This is a genomic window from Vibrio sp. YT-15, assembly GCF_033337445.1.
GTDB classification, from domain to species: Bacteria; Pseudomonadota; Gammaproteobacteria; order Enterobacterales; family Vibrionaceae; genus Vibrio; species Vibrio alginolyticus.
The window spans coordinates 1-1259 of record NZ_JAWOQR010000101.1 but is presented as its reverse complement, the minus strand read 5'-3'; the positions used below and the strand labels follow the sequence as shown (position 1 = coordinate 1259).

Sequence of the window (1259 nt, the reverse complement as noted above, 5' to 3'; positions counted from 1 at the left end):
AAGTGGATGAAATTCATTTGGCGGGTTTCACCATCAAGCAACTCGATAAAGGCGAAATTTGGATTGATACTCACAGCCGTCCAGTTAGCACGGAAGTCTGGAAGTTATATCAACACTGGGTTGAACAGTATGGTCCGCGCCATACCTTAATTGAATGGGACTTAGATATCCCAGCACCAGAAGTGTTATTGGCAGAAGCGGAAAAGGCCTCGCTCCTTCTCTCCCAAATTACCACCCCGCTTAGCGCTACGAGGAAAGCCTCATGAAGCTAGCCACCTTACAAAACCAGTTTGCGAAAGCGCTTCACTATCAGGCATTGGGCGATGACTGTAATATTGCAAGCGGTCAGTTTACCGCTGACGAGCGCATGCAGATATATCGCAACAACTTTATCATCAGCTTGAGCGAAGTCCTTTCTGCTACTTATCCGATGGTTGAAGCGTTACTAGGGGAAACGTGCTTTGCTCAAATAGCACGCCAACATGTTTTAACGCACCCACTCCAAGAAGGCAGTGTTATTCACTACGGAAAAGACTTTCACCTCACTGTGATGTTGTTTGGTCAGGTCATGGCTCAAGCACCATACAGCCCAGAAGTTGCTCTCTTTGAATGGAACATCGACCTTGCTCGCCAAGCTCGTTATGAGCATCAAGCAGACACAGCCGTGCAACCGCTGACTGAATTACCACACGTACCAGAGTCGCAACATTCTCATTTAGTTTTCCACCTTCGTCCTGGGTGTAAGTGCTTTGATGCTCATTACGCGGTGTTTGATTTATTCGCAGCTGTTCGTACTCAGCAATTCGATCAGCTCAACATCAACCAATTACAACAAGGGGTGATCCGCGTCGAGCCCAGTGGTGAAGCGCAGTGTTTCGCGCTGGATGACGAAGCCTATCAATTGCTTGCCAGCTTGGAACAAAAGCAATGTTTGAGCGATATCCCCGAGCCGTTGCTCGCTCATCTTAATCACATCATGACGCTTGACCTGATTGAAGGTTTTACGCTGCAAACCGCGTAAGGAGGATACGATGACAGATTCTGTTAAAAGCCTGATTAGCCGCTACGACGAATACACCAACAGCTTACAAACTCACGCAATGCCGTTGTTGCTGCTGTTTTGCCGTTTATGGGTCGCTTGGGTGTTTTTTAATTCTGGCCTTATCAAAATTGCCTCATGGGATAGCACCTTGTACTTGTTCGAATTTGAGTATCAAGTTCCGTTGCTACCTTGGGAATTTGCCGCCTATTCAGGCACA

3 protein-coding genes are annotated in these 1259 nt (G+C 47.3%); all 3 read left to right on the top strand.

Going from position 1 to position 1259, the window contains the following annotated elements; translation table 11 throughout:
- A partial coding sequence (locus R7D93_RS25565; RefSeq protein WP_318129590.1) for a DUF692 family multinuclear iron-containing protein occupies positions 1 to 266 on the top strand: 266 nt, incomplete at its 5' end.
- Positions 263 to 1021: a DNA-binding domain-containing protein gene (locus tag R7D93_RS25560; protein WP_318129589.1), complete on the top strand. Its 759-nt coding sequence runs from the start codon at positions 263 to 265 to the stop codon at positions 1019 to 1021. The genes R7D93_RS25565 and R7D93_RS25560, both read left to right, overlap by 4 nt.
- A gap of 10 nt (positions 1022 to 1031) precedes the next feature.
- The coding region (locus tag R7D93_RS25555; RefSeq protein ID WP_318129588.1) for a DoxX family protein at positions 1032 to 1259 on the top strand (228 nt) is incomplete at its 3' end.